Raw genomic sequence first — 15790 nt, 5'->3', positions numbered from 1 at the left:
CCCTAATTTAAGGAGGATGTATTTCTATGAAAAAACAGTTTATGAAACATGCGGCTCTTTTTATGTCAGTATCAATGGCAGCTATAACACTTATGGGGTGTGGGAGCGCAGGCAAGACAAGTGAAACTAAACAGACAACTCAGAGCGCAGCGGAAACGTCAGCAACCAGCGGAGACGGAGCGCCTGTAACCTTACGTTTTTCCTGGTGGGGAAGCGACAGCCGTCATGGGGCATTATTAGATGTCATTGATGCTTATCAGGCAAAGAACTCCAATGTAAAAATAGAAGCAGAATATCAAGGATACGACGGATACTATGAGAAAATCATGACCACCCTTTCCAGTAATACGGCACCGGACATCATTCAGCTTAATAAAGAATGGCTGCCGGATATTCAGGGGGCAAAACATTACTTAGCGGACCTCTCTACGTTGCCTGTTGATTTAAGCACCTTAAAGGACCGTTTGCTCGAAATCTCAGGAACCTATAATGGAGAAGCGAATCTTTTCCCATGTACAGTGGGTGGTTCCCCTGTTGTTTATGTAAATGCAGATTTTGCAAAGGAATTTGGTATTGATCTTACAAAGAATTATACTTGGGCTGAAATTGCAGAATTAGGAAAAGCGGTTCATGAGAAAGACAGTGATGCTTATCTCATGACAGCTGATGCAGATATGCTGAATCGTCTGTTTATACAGCCTTATCTGGTTCAAAAGACTGGAAAGCCTATTATTGATGAAGAGACCTATACCCCTAATTTTACAGAGGCAGATGCTGCAGAAGCATTCCAGAATATTTTAAATCTTTATCAGTCAAATGCTCTGGAGCCATTTGGTGATGCAGCAACCTTTGCAGGCCAGATGGACCAAAATACTAAGTGGATCAACAAAAAAATTGGAATGATCGTGGATTATACAGGATCAGCTCCTAAGTACCTAACTTCTGTAGACAGTCCTTTGGAAGTGATTTCAGCACCAGTAATGGAAAATGCAAAGAGTACTGGTGTGGTATACGGCGGAGACCGTGGCTTTTCTATCAATGACAATTCTGCCAATAAAGAAGAAGCCGCTAAATTCCTGGATTTCCTTATGAATGACCCGGAAGCAATTAAAATACAGAAAACAGCAGTGGGATATTGTCCGACCCAGAAGGCAGAAGATATTCTCATTGCAGAGGGTTCTGTTGACGAGCTTCAGAAAAAAGCCATTGATCTGGTTGCAAAAGATCCTTATATCAATAACATGATCAGCGGCAATACAGAGCTTGAGGTAGTCCGTAAGGATTTGATTCAGGAAGTTATTTACGGGGATATTACACCGGAAGATGCTGCGAAGGAATTATTAGAGCAGTATGAAGAGATATTAGGACAATTAAAGACGAAGTAATCCGTTTATAGGAAGAGGAGTGAGGGTGTTGCAAAATATATATTTTGTGACACCTTCTATCCGTATATATAGTTCAAAGCAGGAGGAAGGATGAAGAACAAAGAGTATTATGAAAATATGCTTATGAAACTGGTTGCTCCCCTGAAGCATCATTACAGTGCAGGCGGTGCAGGGCTGAAGCTTGGTGCTTTTGCAGCCGGCTACGGAAACAGGATTGGGGAGATGGAAGGCTTTTCTCGTGTATTGTGGGGAATGGCTTCTTATTGGGCAGGAGGCGGAACTGATAAGAGTCTGCTGGAGTTATACCAAAAGGGACTTGCAAACGGTACGGATCCTGAATCAGAGGAATACTGGGGAGATCTCCATGATAAGGATCAGAGAATGGTGGAAATGGCAGCCATTAGCTATGGGTTATTAATGATACCGAATCTGTTGTGGGCACCTCTTGATGATCGGTCCAAGGAGAATCTGGCAAACTGGCTGTACCAGATCAACGAGTATTCACAGGCTGAAAATAACTGGCAGTTTTTCAAGGTCATTGTAAACCTGGCATTAAAGAGCCTTGGAAAGAAGTGGAGCAAGGAACAGGTACAGATTGCCATGGACAAGTATGAGTCCTTTTACATTGGAAACGGTTGGTATTCTGATGGTAAACGTCCTCAAAAGGACTATTATACTTCTTTTGGAATTCATTTCTACTGTCTGCTCTATTCAAAATTTATGGAAAAAGAAGATCCATACCATTCCAGTCTTTTTAAAGGCCGGGCAGCAGAATTTGCTAAGACATTTATTTACTGGTTTGATGATGAGGGGAAGGCATTGCCCTTTGGCCGTTCTCTGACCTATCGTTTTGCAGAAGCGGCATTTTTTTCCGCCTGTACACTGGCCGGAGTGGAGTTTGGTTCCTGGGGAGTGATAAAGGGGATCATAGAACGACATTTGGAATACTGGATACGGCAGCCGATTTTTGATAATGGTGGAGTGCTGACAGTGGGTTATACCTATCCCAATCTTTTGATGTCAGAAGCATATAATGCACCAGGTTCTGCTTATTGGGCTTTAAAAACATTTGTATTTTTGGCACTGGAAGAATCACACCCGTTTTGGAGTGCTGAGGCAGAGCCCCTGCCTAAGCTGAAGTCTTCTTTGGCGGTAAAGGAATGTGATATGCTAATCTGTCACAGAGACCATGAGGTTGTGGCTCTCACAGCAGGGCAGTATCCCACCTTAGAGCATCCCTTTGCGGCTGAAAAATATGCAAAGTTCGCTTATTCGACCCAGTTTGGTTTTTGTGTATCCCGCTCCTATCATACCATTGAGCAATCAGGAACGGACAGCATGCTGGCTTTTTATGTTCATGGAATGCACTATATCAGAAGAACCTGTGAGGAGTATCGTGTTACAGAGCATGAGGTCTATTCGAAGTGGAGTCCTGTGGAAGGGATTATGGTGGAAACCTGGCTGATCCCAGAAGGAAGCGGACACAGACGAAGACATGTGATTACCAGCAGTCTGCCTGAATATACTCCCTGCATTGCCTATGACTGTGGCTTCTCCTACCCAAATTGTATGGAAAAAACGAAACAAGTGACCAATGGAACGAAAGCTTTGGTATCTGATGAAAATGGATATAGCCGGGTGATATCAACGGTTGGAGAGGCAACAGTGATTGCTGCATTACCCAACATGAATCTCATATTTCCCAATGTATTTATTCCGGCAGTCCGTTTTCCGGTTTCTCACGGGGAGACAAAGGTGGAAACCCTTGTGGAAACAGAGTTTACAAAAAAAACGGTGGTAATTGGAGGAGGAAACTGTTATGCGATACAGGATTGATAAAGAAACGTTTCTTTGGGCAGAGGAGATTTGGAAGAAGATTGAAACAAAGCTGGAGGCAGAATGTAAGCGCCTGGGCCCAATCATGCCTTATGTTCCGGAAAACGGCAGATACTATGACATGGGAGAACGGGAGCTGACAGCCTGGACCAATGGTTTTTACTCCGGAATTTTGTGGCAAATGTATCATGCAACAAAAAAGGATTTCTACCTGGAAAATGCAAGAGAAATCGAGAAACGGCTTGACGGTGCATTTCAAAACTTTCCAAAGCTGGACCATGATGTAGGCTTTCTCTGGCTTCACACGGCCGTGGCGGATTACCGTCTGACCGGAGAAGAAGAGTCCAAAAACCGGGGACTTCACGCCGCAGGAATTCTTGCAGGCCGCTACAATCCTAATGGACGGTATATTAAAGCGTGGAATGGGGAACGTTCAGGTATCGCCATTGTGGACTGTCTGATGAACCTGCCTCTTCTTTATTGGGCTTCAGAACAGTCAGGGGACAGTGCGTGGAGACAGATTGCCATTAATCACACGGACATGGCCCTTAAGTACATCATCCGTTCTGACGGATCCTGTAACCACCTGGTAGAATTTGATCCTGTCACAGGAGAGTATTTAAATAATCCGGGAGGCCAGGGCTTTGAGAGTGGCTCCTCTTGGAGCCGGGGGCAGTCATGGGGGATTTACGGAATGGCGTTGGCTTATAAATATACAAAGAATGAAGCCTATCTGGATGCAGCCAAACGGGTGGCCCATTATTTCTGTGCCAATCTGGCACTAAACGACTATGTTCCCATGCTGGATTTCCGAGCTCCAGAGGAACCGGTTTATTATGATACCACAGCTGGAGTCTGTGGGGCCTGCGGTCTTTTGGAGCTTTCAGAGCATGTAAATCCATTGGAGAAAGATCTGTATGTGAAATCAGCTGTCCGCTGTCTGAAATCGGTCACAGAACGTCTCTGCCAGTGGGATCCGGAGAAGGATTCTATTTTAAATTACGGCTCCGCCAGATATGACAGAGAATCTGACCGCCATGTCCCTATTATCTATGGAGACTATTTTCTGGTGGAAGGCATCTTAAGGCTGCTTAATAAGGATTTTTTGATCTGGTAGGAATCATTACGTGACTGGATTCCTCGCGTTTTAGTAAAATTGAAAAATGGAGAAATAAAGAAATGCAGAAAATAGATCAGAATGGAATCAGAGAAAAACTAAACCTTGTGGTCGACAAGCTTTTAAACCTAGATAAGACCAACGATGAATCGACCATTGAAGAACGAAGTGAGGCCGTTGGTTATTTTAAAAGAGATTTTGGAATAAAGGAATGGGACTGGCCTCAGGGCATAGGTCTTTATGGACTCATGAAGCTTCAGAAAATCCAGGGAAATGAAGATTATAAAGAATTCCTTGTTAACTGGTATAAAGACAACCTGGAACAAGGTCTTCCATCACGAAACATCAACACTACAGCCCCTCTTTTAGCACTTGTGGATTTGAATGAATCAGTAAAAGACCGGGAATTTGAAGCTCTTTGTCTTGACTGGGCCAATTGGCTCATGAAATGCCTGCCTAAAACCGAAGAGAGTGGTTTCCAGCATGTGACAAGCGCAAACGGAGACCGTCTCGGTGTTCGTCTCAATGAAAATGAGATGTGGATCGATACCCTATTCATGACCGTTTTATTCTTAAACAAAATGGGGCTTAAATACAACCGGCAGGATTGGGTCGATGAGGCTTATCATCAGGTGCTGATGCATATCAAGTACTTATATGATAAGAAAACAGGCCTGTTTTACCATGGCTGGACTTTTAATGAAAGAAATAATTTCGGTGGTGTATTCTGGTGCAGAGGCAACAGCTGGTTTACGTTGGGAATACTGGAATATATGGAGATGTTTAAAGGTACCATGAATTCCGGTATCCGTCATTTTGTTACGGAAACCTATAAGGCTCAGGTACAGGCATTGTTAAAGCTGCAGAGCAAGAGTGGACTTTGGCATACAGTTCTAGATGAACCCGACAGCTATGAAGAGGTGTCAGGCTCTGCAGCCATAGCAGCAGGGATTTTAAAGGGCATTAAAATGGGAATCCTTGATGATACTTATCTTCAATGTGCATATGGCGCGGTAAAGGGCATTCTAAAGAACATTGATGCTGATGGGACCGTGCTTCATGTTTCCGGCGGAACCGGCATGGGCTATGACAAAGAGCATTATAAGAACATTCTTATAGCACCCATGGCCTACGGTCAGTCACTGGCCATTCTGGCGCTTTGTGAGGCATTATAGGAAAGGTGAAATTAAGGTATAAAAAGGGGGCTGTAAAAAAACTTCTCTAAAAAAATGTGGGATTTCTCTTCCGGCTAGAAATGCAAGGTATATCATTTTAAAGGCTTACAAAAAATTCCTTCGCTATAATGATCTGTATGAGGTTTGTCGTCCCGATGAGTGCAGGAAATAGATTGGATAACAATTAATAAAAGGGTCATTTAGGAAACATTGTCAGAAGTTCATCTGATCCTTAAAGCTTGTATATTTAATACAATGTACACAGAATTACTTTTTTATGGATTTATTACGCGATTTATGAGATAATATGGGTATAAATGGTAATTTGCCTCTCGTATCATGATTAATTCAGTATATAGATAGTATTTAAAAACTACAGTGAATATACTTTCTTATATATAACATATAAGCCTTTGATGGTTAGCTATCAAACGACTATGGTAAATTATTATTTATGCTATTTTCAAATAATCAAATCTTAAAATCAGCAAGGAGGAATTTTTGTGAAGAAAAATCTTACTATATTGTTGTCCGTATTTCTTTTTGTAGCCTTTATATTAGTAGTATTCATATGGGGTGGTCCCATACTAATAAATGCTTATCTTTACAATAGCTACATTAGAAGCTGTACTTTAATATTAATTTTCGCTCTTACCATATATTTTAAGAGAATTAAATGGGAAAATAATATGGTTATCTTAATAGCGGTATTTGCGGTGATCAGTATGCAGATTGATACTACTGGAAATCCCATTTTAAATAAGCCTTTGGAGCTTATGGTTTCTCACTGGGGCCAGCTGGTAATTGGACGATCGGTAAATAACTATGCACCGGGAGAATTTGCTATTTCGGATTCTATTTCCATCTTGAAGCACTCTGGAGAAATGATAAAGCTCAGTGTAATATGGCTATATCTTTACCGGTTATTACAATACTTGGTTACTTACGTTGTTTTGGGGTCCTTCATTGGATTATTTATAAAGAAAGCGCCTGAAATTGATTTTATACATAGTCAGACTGGGAGTGAAGAGCTTACCGATGAGATGAAGAAGAAGATAGCGGATGAACTGAGACGCAGGCAGGAGATGTCTGACCATAAATCTGATCTTACCGAAGATCTGGTTGCGAAAGTGCGAGAACTAAAAGATAGAGGTAATGTAATTGAGGCCATTAAACTTGTTCGTGACTATACTGGAATGCCTTTGGGGGAAGCTAAAAAGTTTGTAGATGATCTGTAAAATTACATCTGGGATACTATATCATATTTGCTCTGTCGTTAGCATGCTTATTGTTTCGTTAACATCTTTATTGTGTCATAAACATATTTATTTGAATGGGTGTATTTGCTACATTCAAACATAAGTATGAAATAAGTATGTTAAGTACTGCTGCACATGACACGGCTTGATTAACATATGAATTATTTGATATATAAAAGATCTCCTTTGACTTGATTTCAAAGGAGATCTTTTTAACTTCATATATAATTACTTCATATATAAATATTTCTTATCTGGATATCTTATCTGAATTGTGTATCTGATTTACTTCTTATCTGTTTTCCCATCCACCCGCTTTAAAACAACTCGATTGGAATGGCCTATTATCATAGGTACCTTCTCAATATAAACATCACTGGTATCAAGTCCAAACCAGTTGGATGGGGAAGCGGTGAACTTCTGTATAAACAGCTTGGTGTTCAACACGAAGGAATCCCAGGCGGATAATGATGTCTCATGGGATAGAATCTCCTGAATGAATACAAAGCGGAAATCGCCTAGTTTACGGTTTGGAATAATGGAATATGTGTTGGACTGTGGTTCTATTTCCTTATTCTTTACCAGTTCTGTGGATATCTGTCTTAAAAAGACATTTAGGTTTTGATCGATACGGAAGCCTAGCTTTAGCTGTATTTTGATAATGTGGTCTGTATTGAATTTTTCTATGGTGTACTCGGCCTGATAGGGTTCATCGGTTACGATTACGTCTACGAACCAGTAAACATCGGCTTTTTTAGGGCGTTTATCAAAAAGGAAGTAAAGTATTTTACGCTCGATTTCTTTTGGGTTGGGGCATTTGCTCAGGCATACCAGGTTGCTGGCATACTTGGGCACTTCCGGGTCATGGCGTAATTGAGAGAGCTGGTCTAGGTATTTCTCAATGGGCACGTATTCCTGATAGCGCATCCTGATAATATGGGCTCTGTCCCAGAGATACATGACAAATAAAATGGAAGCAGCAATTATGATGGCTACAAAGCCACCATGGAAAAACTTAACGATGTTTGCAATGAAGAAGGAAATTTCAAAACTCATAAAGAAAACAAGCATGATGGTTGCAAGTATAATGGGCGTTTTCTTCTTCAGCATGTAGTTATATAGTAATATGGTTGTCATAAGCATGGTGACTGTGATGGCAAGACCGTATGCTGACTCCATTTTTTCGGAGCTTTGAAAGTAAAGCACGATTCCAATACAGACGATCCATAAGATCCGGTTGATGGCCGGAATGTAGAGCTGACCCTTTAATGGAGAGGGGTATATGGTATGGAGTCTTGGGAATAAGTTCAACTTGATGGCTTCCGATACAAGGGTAAAGGAGCCGGAAATTAAGGCCTGTGACGCTATGATGGCGGCCAGGGTGGATATTATGATTCCATATATGAGCATGCTATTAGGAATCATTTGATAAAAGGGATTGATGTCTTCTGTTAAGGCAAAGGCAGGGCTGTTTTTCGCGGATAAAATCCATGCACCCTGACCAAAATAGTTAAGCAGCAAACATACTTTTACAAATGGCCATGTGAAGTATATATTTTTACGGCCGACATGTCCTAAATCGGAGTAAAGGGCTTCGGCACCGGTGGAACATAAGAATATGCTGCCCAGAATAAAAAATCCAAGCTTATTGTCCTCGCTAAAGAGCGTCTTGATGGCATAGTGAGGGGATAATGCCCGCAGTAAAAATGGATTCTCTGCCAGGTTGATGATGCCAAAGAAGGCTAAGCTGCAGAACCATAAAAACATGATAGGACCAAACAGCCTTCCGATAAAATCCGTACCGATATGTTGAATAAAAAACAGGAGGCAGATGATGAAAATAACTAGTATTACGATGTTTTTCTGGTCGTCGCCAAAAAGGTTGTGAAATACAGGCAGGAGTTTAAGTCCTTCAACCGCTGACGTTACAGTGACAGCCGGTGTCAGCATACCATCGGCTAAGAGGGCGGAGCCTCCGATCATGGCAGGGAGGATCAACCACCTGGCGCGGCTTCTGACCAGTGTGAACAGGGAAAAGATACCGCCTTCTCCATTGTTATCTGCCTTTAATGTAATAAATACATATTTTATGCTTGTTAAAATAGTAAGGGTCCAGAATACCAGGGATAAGGTTCCGAGAATAAAATCTTCTGAGACCGTTTGGATACCGCCGTTCCCGAATAGTACGGATTTCATTACGTAAAGCGGTGAGGTACCGATATCTCCATATACCACACCTAATGTTACCAGGATTCCTCCAAGTGTTAGTTTAGAAATACTTGATTTCTTTGATTGTAGTTCCATGTTATCCTCTTTGCTAAATGTATTTTGTAAAAAAGTCAAAAAAAAACCCTTGCTGTAAATAAACATTACAACAAAAGTCTTGTTACTTCGTTGCGATGCAGATTATAGTATGCCTGAAAAGCAATGAATATAATCGTAATGATGCAATCGCAAACACTTTTCAGTGTCAACTACTCCCTTTTGATATGGGTATTTTACAAAAATGAAGCAGGGATGTCAATTAAATATTCCTTAAGATGAATGCGAAGTTTTAAAAAAGTTCAGCAGGTATGAAATGATACCATATAAGGCTATCATAACACCAATATCATATATTTTGCAATCAATTCTTATTCCCTCTAAATATGACATATAGATACTGCTTTATTTTAGGAGGTATCTATGGCTCGTTGTTCTATTTGCTTTAATAGAAATCTGCAAGAGGTGGTGGAAAAACCTGGAGCTTTCAGTCTATTAGATGCCTTTTTTCATGGAAGAGGGAGTTTCAAAGAAGTATGGAATGGTTTGTGCTTTCTTATAAATAGGATATAATAGATACAATAGTATATATACTGATTTACGATGGAGGAAGTTTTATGTTTTATGAAGATAGAAAATTGGATTCAGAGGAGACTATTTTAGATGAAATTCGTATGATGAATTCCTTTGGAAGCCGTACGACAGGTGCATCGGGTCACAGGGAGTTTGTTGAGTGGCTGAAGCAGAAGTTAAATGATATGGGACTTATTGTGCATCGGGATTTATATAAATTTGGCCGGTGGGAAGAAAGATGGGGTGCTTTATATATCAATCAGGAAGAAATTCATGTTTCTTCTGCGTATCCGTACTCTGGTGAGACGGGTGACGATGGGGTATCTGGAAAGCTTATCTATGTGAAGAATGGAGATTATAAAAAAGCAAAAGGAAATATTGCAGTAGTTGAAATGAAAATGATTAAAAAACTACCGGTAGGGCTTTTTATGAATAAAAGAAAAGCTTTTCCAGGAGACCATGGGATTGTTTTGGGTGATGGAGATCTTGTACTCACTTCTGTACTTCGTAACCCTAACTTGAAGAAGGCAAAGAAAATGGGTGTGAAAGCGGTGGTTTTAGTCTGGAAGGGAGTACCGGATCAGAAGGTGGAAGACCAATATCTGCCATTTACAGACCAGTACATGGGCATTCCTGCTCTGTGGGTGAATGAAACGGATGGGAAAAGAGTATTAGATGGGGCAAGGAGAAAAGAGCAGAGTACTTTGGTCCTGCTTGCAGACCGGGAAAAGGACGCATTGACGGAAAGCATTTATGTGACCATAGAAGGCAGGAACAAAGAGGAATCTGTAATCATCAACAGCCATACCGACGGTGTTAACGTGGTAGAGGAAAATGGGGCCATTGGCATGTTGTCTATGATTCGTTATTTTATGAGCTGCCGGCCGGAGCGTACTTTGGTATTTGCCTTTGTTACTGGTCATTTTCGGCTGCCGGTGTTTAAGGGAACTTCACAGGCTACTTCAACCTGGATGATGGGTCATAGGGAGCTTTGGGATGGAGAACCTGGGAATAAGAAAGCGGTAGCCGCAATCACGGTGGAGCATCTGGGGTCTATGGAGTGGAAGGACAATGGGAAAAGTGGTTATGAGGCTACAGGAAACATTCAGACGGAATATACCTATATGGGTAATGAGCAGATGAGGGAAATCTGGAAGATGGCGACGAAAGACAGAATGCAGATTCGGACCGTTGCCTTAAGAGGTCATAATAAATTTGAATTCGGTGAAAGCCAGCCTTTATTTGAAGCGGGCATACCGGTTCTTGGGTTAATACAGATGCCGGATTATCTTATGGTGAACAGCGTGGACAGAGAAATGGATAAATTCAGCGTTAGTTTAATGAGGGAACAGTTAGAATCGCTGATTAAGGCGGCTTTGATTATAGATGAAACGCCAAAGGAACAGCTTGGTAGATCCGATGGATATTCTTATTTTTTAGGGAGGACTCGGTAAGAGTCCTTTTGACCTTTCGCTATGCTATCATTATTTTAGATATTTGGTATGTTCGGACAGATCAACGATATAATCGTATGCTTTCTTTCTGCCTTCATCTGTGAGCATCGTATATATTTCTGCCATTTTAATGATAGTGTCCTTGTCTGATGGTTCCAGATTCAGGGAAATGGAACGAAGACGTTCGTCGGTTTTATACGTGTCTTCGGACGATTCCTTTACCATGGATATGTTTCTGTCATCCGGACTCATATTTTTAAATGACAGGTCGGCAAGTTTATGGGAGCTGGAATCGCTGGAATCGTCATCCCAACCCATTAAATAAGTTGGTGTCGTCTTTAATATTTCAGCCAGGTGTTCTAATACATTGGCAGGGACTTTTTCAATATGACCATTTTCATAACGAAAGATGGTGGACCTGGAAACGCCCAGCTTTGCTGCCACTTCGTCTGCATTCATTCCCAGTTGTTTTCTTCGTGCTTTGATTCTTTGACCAGTAATTGACATTTTCCCACCTCCTGAATGTATAATATCATTAATGTTGCAAAAATGCAACGAACACAGTTGCGTTTTTGCTATTCCGATGTTGACTTTTTATTTCTATTGAGCTATCCTTATTTTATGGCGTAGCATTAATGCGACTAGGGGGAGGTGAGTACTATGAATACTCAAATGCTGAAAGGAAAGATTGTGGAATCAGGTATGACACAGGAGGCAGTTGCAGATGCCATAGGGATGAATCGGTCTACCTTTTATCGGAAGATGAAAAGGAAGGGGAATACCTTTACCGTAGAAGAAATGAATAAAATTGTTCAGGTGATACCACTAAGCAGAGAGGAAGCGAGTAATATTTTTTTTACCTCTTAAGTAGCGTAAATGCGACATGAGGGTGAAAAGAGCTTAGAGAGGGGGAAAAGTGACAATTTGCTTGTTAAGAACAGCATTTAGAGCTTATACTGGTAAGTAGGTCAGACTCTTTTCTTATACAGCAGCGATATTTCGATAAAATGCAGTTTGGAGGAAGTACATGATTATTCCATTGGATACGAATACCTTAGAGAGATTAACGAAAACGGAACTTGAAATCATTCAGTTTATTAATAGTCACGAGGAGGAGCTTCCGGAGCTTTCTATTGTTGACATTGCGTTTGAAACCTATTCTTCGCCATCCACCGTGTCCAGGGCCATTCGCAAATGCGGGCTTAACGGGTTCAATGAATTAAGATACCGGTCAGGGAATAAAGCGAAGAGTGAAGAGATTCAATCCATGAATGAGTTGTTTAATAAGACGCTGATTGAAGCTCAGGCGGTGCATGAACGCATCTCCTTAACGGATATCTTAGCGGTAATCAAATGTTTAAACTGTGCCGACCAGATATCCATCTTTGCCAGAGGGCTGACTACGTATGTGGGTCAGGAGTTTTCTTTAAAGCTGCAGCTTCTTAATTACCATGTTTTTTTTACCGATGATCCTAATATCATGCAGGTAAAGGCGGCAAAATTAATGGAAGATGATGTACTGTTTATTTTGTCTCTGAATGGGGAGACTCCGGAACTTGTCTCTGCGGCGGCTAAGGCTTATCAAAAAGGAAACTGTGTCATCTCCTGCTGCTGCAATGAGAATTCAAAGTTAGTTACATACAGCAGGCATTCCCTGGTTGGGTTTAAGCATTCCCATCAGGCGATTAAGGAATTTGAGGTTTCTTCCAGAATCCCTCTCTATATGATTTGCAGGATTATTATAGATTATATTTCATTCTATTCTTAATGAATATAAAAATAGATTAGTTTAAGAGTCTGTTCGTCAGGCTCTTCTTTTTTTGCAGGAAAACAAATCCTATTCATTTCCATTTTCATTTTCTGAAAAGATTTTCATTCCATTATTTACTATAATTATAGTAGTAAAACAGCTCTGAATACAAAGTGAGGTGCAATTGGATGATTTATACTTTGACAACGAATCCCGCCATTGATATGAATGTTTTTTCTCATGGGATTTCGGGGAATGCAGTGACGCGCACATTTGGGGCCGTTTATACACCAAATGGAAAGGGATTGAATGTCAGCTACTGTCTCAAACATTTTCAGACGGAGTCTGAGGTCCTTGGCTTTTTTGGAGGTTTTTCTGGAAAATACATCATAGAGGAGACGGAAAAACGTTTCATAAAGGCACACCCCGTTTGGGTGGAAGATACTACCAGAATCAATATTTTCTTAAATGACGGAGCACAGGAATTTAAGCTTGTGAATGAAGGGGCATTTGTGCCGAAGGATAAGCGGGCTGAGATGTGCGGCCTGTTACATGAACTTCCAGACCTTCATACCTTAGTCATCAGCGGAAGTCTTTCCAAGGGGATGGAAAGCTCCTTTTACGATGATATTATGGAACTATGCAAAAGAAGGCGTACCAAGGTTATTTTAGATATCAGCTCCAATCATCTGGCAGAGCTGATGAGGTATCGGCCGTATTTGATTAAACCCAATGATGAGGAGATTAAGGATATATTTGGGATTATTATGAGGGATGAAGAGGATATCAAAGATGTTCTCCATGACCTTTATGAAAAGGGGGCTCAGAACATTCTTCTTACCTTGGGCGAGAGGGGATCTTATTTTTTCAACGGAAAATCCATGTATTATGCCGGAACAAAGAAAGTGGAGCTGGTGAGCTCTGCCTGTGCAGGCGATGCTTCCCTTGCCGGGTTTTTAAGCCTATGGCTTAAGGACCCCTCTGACATTGAAATGGCGTTAAAACGTTCAGCCGCGGTCGGTGCGAATGTAGCAGAAAGCAGCGGGCTTGGCTTAATGGATAAAGTAGAAGAGTATACAAAGGAAATTATGGTGAGAAAGGTGGAATGAGTATGAAATTACTGGGGGTTACGGGGTGTCCCACTGGGATTGCCCACACATTTATGGCGGAAAAGGCTTTAAAGGAGGCAGCAGAAAAGCTGGGGTGTCAGATTAAGGTGGAGACCAATGGAGCCATTGGAGTGGAAAATTTATTGACACCGGAAGACATCGCCTGGGCCGATGCGATTATTGTGGCCTGTGATAAAAACGTGGATCTGGATCGCTTTAACGGAAAGCCGGTTTTAGAGACGTCTGTATCCGATGGAATGAATAAGGCGGAGGAACTGGTAAAGGCGTGCTTAAACCGGGCTGTGCCTGTCCGTAAGGGCAGCAGAGGGGAGATAGGCGGTCAGGGACAGGGATATTCGGGGCAGGAGAAGAATGGCAGTGCAGCCCATCAGATTTATAAGCATCTGATGAACGGTGTTTCTCATATGCTTCCCCTGGTAGTGGCTGGTGGTGTGCTGACGGCAATTTCATTCCTGTGGGGAATCTATTCCTTTGACCCGGCTTCGGACCAGTATAACGAGATTGCCGCTCTTATAAAGTCTGTGGGCGGGTATTCCATGGGGCTTATGGTAACGGTGCTCAGTGCCTTTATCGCCCAGTCCATTGGCGGACGGCCAGGACTCTTAGCCGGCTTTGTAGGAGGTATGATTGCTGGTAGTACGGATGCCGGTTTCCTTGGCGGTATTATTTCCGGTTTTCTGGCTGGTTACATCGCACTGGCAGCTGTAAGAGCCTTAAGGGGGCTACCAAGGCAGCTGGAGGGGTTAAAATCCATTTTCATTGTTCCTATTATTACCATTGGCGGTGTGGGAATTCTCATGATGCTGTTCAGCCAGCCCTGTGCGGCTTTAAATCACTGGATGATGGAAGGACTTACGAAAATTCAGAATACCAGTCCGGTTCTCCTTGGAATCGTCATTGGAACGATGTGTGCATTTGATATGGGTGGTCCGGTAAATAAGGCAGCGTATGTAACAGGAACCGTGCTTCTCGGACAGGGAAACTACTATTTTATGGCTGGTGTTTCTGCGGCCTGTATTACACCGCCTCTTGTTCTTGCCATTGCAGCTACCATTAAGAAAAACAGATTTACCAGCGAAGATCGGACAGCAGCTTTAGTGAACTATGTGTTAGGAAGCACCCATATTACAGAAGGGGCCATTCCATTTGCGGCTAAGAATCCCTTAAAGGTTATTCCTATTCTCATGGTCAGCTCCTCTGTTTCAGCGGTGGCTACTTATCTTATGAAGGTACAGGTTCCGGCTCCTCACGGTGGGTTTCTGATTCTGGGTCTGGTAAATAAGCCTCTTGTCTGGGTGGCCTGTATTTTACTTGGTTCTGTCATTGGTGCCATTCTTTACATACTGGTAACACCTCCTGTTACGGAAAAGGTGGTGGCCGTGGAAGTTCCAGAGACGACTTCCTCTTCTTTGCTATTTAAAGTTGAGACGGTGTCCCTTTCCCTGGAAAAGACAGAGAAAGAGGAAGTCTTTGATGAAATGATTGCAATGCTTGAAAAGGATGGGGTTTTGAATGATGCAAAGGCCTTTAAAGCGGAGCTTATGAAGAGAGAAGAGGTTTCTTCCACGTCCTTTGAAACTGGAATTGCCATTCCTCACGGGAAATCTTCGGCAGTAAACATGCCAAGAGTTGCGGTTGGATTGTCACAAAAGGGAATAAATTATGATTCCGCCAGTCAGGAGCCAGTGAAAGCCGTGTTTATGATTGCTGTGGGAGAGGGGGAAGGAGAGACTCATCTAAAGCTATTATCAGAGTTGTCACAGAAACTAATGGAACCAGCGTTTGTGAAACGGCTGAACCAGTGTGGAACTAAGGAAGAGGTCGTGTCACTGCTGTCAAAAGAATAGGA

The 15790-nt window shown here is 41.9% G+C and carries 12 protein-coding genes; 10 read left to right on the top strand and 2 right to left on the bottom strand.

Annotated elements, in window-relative coordinates:
• Positions 1-26 precede the first annotated feature (26 nt).
• The 5 genes from OW255_RS19935 (at position 27) to OW255_RS19915 (ending at position 6751) form a co-directional block, all read left to right on the top strand.
• Positions 27-1385, top strand: coding sequence for an ABC transporter substrate-binding protein (locus tag OW255_RS19935; RefSeq protein WP_024838050.1), 1359 nt, complete (start codon positions 27-29; stop codon positions 1383-1385).
• A gap of 90 nt (positions 1386-1475) precedes the next feature.
• A complete protein-coding gene (locus OW255_RS19930; RefSeq protein ID WP_268115128.1) occupies positions 1476-3221 on the top strand; it encodes a DUF2264 domain-containing protein in 1746 nt (581 codons plus the stop codon).
• Entirely contained in the window at positions 3205-4338 is a 1134-nt protein-coding gene (locus OW255_RS19925; protein WP_024838052.1) for a glycoside hydrolase family 88 protein, read from the top strand. The genes OW255_RS19930 and OW255_RS19925 overlap by 17 nt, the downstream gene beginning before the upstream one ends.
• A 62-nt stretch (positions 4339-4400) precedes the next feature.
• Positions 4401-5513: a glycoside hydrolase family 88/105 protein gene (locus OW255_RS19920; protein WP_035317732.1), complete on the top strand. Its 1113-nt coding sequence runs from the start codon at positions 4401-4403 to the stop codon at positions 5511-5513.
• 503 nt (positions 5514-6016) lie between these two features.
• The gene (locus OW255_RS19915; RefSeq protein ID WP_024838053.1) at positions 6017-6751 is read left to right on the top strand and encodes a hypothetical protein; all 735 of its coding nucleotides are present in this window, start codon (positions 6017-6019) and stop codon (positions 6749-6751) included.
• A 306-nt stretch (positions 6752-7057) separates the two neighbouring features.
• Here the strand turns inward: OW255_RS19915 and OW255_RS19910 are convergent, their stop codons facing one another.
• Complete coding sequence (locus OW255_RS19910; protein WP_024838054.1) at positions 7058-9076, bottom strand: KUP/HAK/KT family potassium transporter; 2019 nt, start codon at positions 9074-9076, stop codon at positions 7058-7060.
• Positions 9077-9651: 575 nt separating this feature from the next.
• On the opposite strand from OW255_RS19910, the gene OW255_RS19905 reads away from it, so the two are divergent.
• On the top strand, positions 9652-11061 hold the full coding sequence (locus OW255_RS19905; protein WP_268115127.1) for a zinc-binding metallopeptidase family protein: 1410 nt from the start codon (positions 9652-9654) through the stop codon (positions 11059-11061).
• Between the two features lie 30 nt (positions 11062-11091).
• Here OW255_RS19905 and OW255_RS19900 read toward each other — a convergent pair whose 3' ends face one another.
• Positions 11092-11568, bottom strand: coding sequence for a helix-turn-helix domain-containing protein (locus OW255_RS19900; protein ID WP_268115126.1), 477 nt, complete (start codon positions 11566-11568; stop codon positions 11092-11094).
• Positions 11569-11721: 153 nt separating this feature from the next.
• Between OW255_RS19900 and OW255_RS19895 the strand changes: the two genes are divergently transcribed.
• The 4 genes from OW255_RS19895 (at position 11722) to OW255_RS19880 (ending at position 15788) form a co-directional block, all read left to right on the top strand.
• Positions 11722-11928 (top strand): helix-turn-helix domain-containing protein, encoded by a 207-nt coding sequence (locus tag OW255_RS19895; protein ID WP_034600060.1) that lies wholly within the window; start codon positions 11722-11724, stop codon positions 11926-11928.
• Between the two features lie 160 nt (positions 11929-12088).
• Positions 12089-12829, top strand: coding sequence for a MurR/RpiR family transcriptional regulator (locus OW255_RS19890; RefSeq protein WP_268115125.1), 741 nt, complete (start codon positions 12089-12091; stop codon positions 12827-12829).
• A 170-nt stretch (positions 12830-12999) separates the two neighbouring features.
• Complete coding sequence (locus tag OW255_RS19885; RefSeq protein ID WP_268115124.1) at positions 13000-13920, top strand: 1-phosphofructokinase family hexose kinase; 921 nt, start codon at positions 13000-13002, stop codon at positions 13918-13920.
• A 2-nt stretch (positions 13921-13922) separates the two neighbouring features.
• Positions 13923-15788: a fructose-specific PTS transporter subunit EIIC gene (locus OW255_RS19880; RefSeq protein ID WP_268115123.1), complete on the top strand. Its 1866-nt coding sequence runs from the start codon at positions 13923-13925 to the stop codon at positions 15786-15788.
• Positions 15789-15790: the final 2 nt, after the last annotated feature.

It is taken from the genome of Lacrimispora xylanolytica, assembly GCF_026723765.1.
GTDB lineage: Bacteria > Bacillota > Clostridia > Lachnospirales > Lachnospiraceae > Lacrimispora > Lacrimispora xylanolytica.
The sequence above is the reverse complement of the archived record's forward strand: the minus strand, read 5'-3'. Positions and strand labels throughout refer to the sequence as shown.

Coding starts and splice junctions, on each gene's coding strand:
- OW255_RS19935 (WP_024838050.1), top strand. CDS start 27: ATGAAAAAACAGTTTATGAAACATGCGGCTCTTTTTATGTCAGTATCA.
- OW255_RS19930 (WP_268115128.1), top strand. CDS start 1,476: ATGAAGAACAAAGAGTATTATGAAAATATGCTTATGAAACTGGTTGCT.
- OW255_RS19925 (WP_024838052.1), top strand. CDS start 3,205: ATGCGATACAGGATTGATAAAGAAACGTTTCTTTGGGCAGAGGAGATT.
- OW255_RS19920 (WP_035317732.1), top strand. CDS start 4,401: ATGCAGAAAATAGATCAGAATGGAATCAGAGAAAAACTAAACCTTGTG.
- OW255_RS19910 (WP_024838054.1), bottom strand. CDS start 9,076: ATGGAACTACAATCAAAGAAATCAAGTATTTCTAAACTAACACTTGGA.
- OW255_RS19905 (WP_268115127.1), top strand. CDS start 9,652: ATGTTTTATGAAGATAGAAAATTGGATTCAGAGGAGACTATTTTAGAT.
- OW255_RS19900 (WP_268115126.1), bottom strand. CDS start 11,568: ATGTCAATTACTGGTCAAAGAATCAAAGCACGAAGAAAACAACTGGGA.
- OW255_RS19895 (WP_034600060.1), top strand. CDS start 11,722: ATGAATACTCAAATGCTGAAAGGAAAGATTGTGGAATCAGGTATGACA.
- OW255_RS19890 (WP_268115125.1), top strand. CDS start 12,089: ATGATTATTCCATTGGATACGAATACCTTAGAGAGATTAACGAAAACG.
- OW255_RS19885 (WP_268115124.1), top strand. CDS start 13,000: ATGATTTATACTTTGACAACGAATCCCGCCATTGATATGAATGTTTTT.
- OW255_RS19880 (WP_268115123.1), top strand. CDS start 13,923: ATGAAATTACTGGGGGTTACGGGGTGTCCCACTGGGATTGCCCACACA.